The organism is Pseudomonas putida, from assembly GCF_028682475.1.
Lineage (GTDB): Bacteria > Pseudomonadota > Gammaproteobacteria > Pseudomonadales > Pseudomonadaceae > Aquipseudomonas > Aquipseudomonas putida_AG.
The window spans coordinates 1-1003 of the sequence record NZ_JANHLE010000081.1 but is presented as its reverse complement, the minus strand read 5'-3'; the positions used below and the strand labels follow the sequence as shown (position 1 = coordinate 1003).

General features: G+C 62.7%; 1 protein-coding gene. It reads left to right on the top strand.

Annotated features, from left to right (window positions below; translation table 11 throughout):
* On the top strand, positions 1-1003 hold a 1003-nt coding region (locus NPS47_RS25210), incomplete at both ends, for an aconitase family protein (RefSeq protein WP_274297428.1).

The window sequence follows — 1003 nt, the reverse complement described above, 5'->3', positions numbered from 1 at the left end:
TGCGGCCTATCCGAAGCCGATCGACGTCACCACCCACCACACCCTGCCGGATTTCATCCGCACCCGTGGCGGCGTGTCCCTGCGTCCAGGCGACGGCATCATCCACAGCTGGCTGAACCGCATGCTGCTGCCGGACACCGTCGGTACCGGTGGTGACTCGCACACCCGCTTCCCGATCGGTATCTCCTTCCCGGCCGGTTCCGGCCTGGTAGCCTTCGCCGCTGCCACTGGCGTCATGCCGCTGGACATGCCGGAGTCGGTACTGGTGCGCTTCAAGGGCAAACTGCAACCAGGCATCACCCTGCGCGACCTGGTTCACGCCATCCCTTACTACGGCATCAAGAACGGCCTGCTGACCGTCGAGAAGAAAGGCAAGATCAACGCCTTCTCCGGCCGCATCCTGGAAATCGAAGGCCTGGACGACCTGACCGTCGAGCAAGCGTTCGAACTGTCCGACGCCTCGGCTGAACGTTCCGCTGCCGGCTGCACCATCAAGCTGCCAGAAAAAGCCATCGCCGAGTACCTGAAGTCGAACATCACCCTGCTGCGCTGGATGATCAGCGAAGGCTACGGCGATGCCCGCACCATGGAACGTCGTGCTCAGGCGATGGAAGCCTGGCTGGCCAACCCGGTTCTGCTGGAAGCCGACAAGGACGCCGAATACGCCGAGATCATCGAGATCGACCTGGCCGACGTCAAAGAGCCTGTGCTCTGCGCGCCGAACGACCCGGACGATGCCCGTCTGCTGTCGACCGTTCAGGGCGAGAAGATCGACGAAGTGTTCATCGGTTCGTGCATGACCAACATCGGTCACTTCCGCGCTGCCGGCAAGCTGCTGGACAAGGTCAAAGGTTCGATCCCGACCCGTCTGTGGCTGTCGCCGCCAACCAAGATGGACGCTCACCAGCTGACCGAAGAAGGCTACTACGGCATCTACGGCAAAGCTGGCGCGCGCATGGAAATGCCGGGCTGCTCGCTGTGCATGGGTAACCAGGCACGTGTG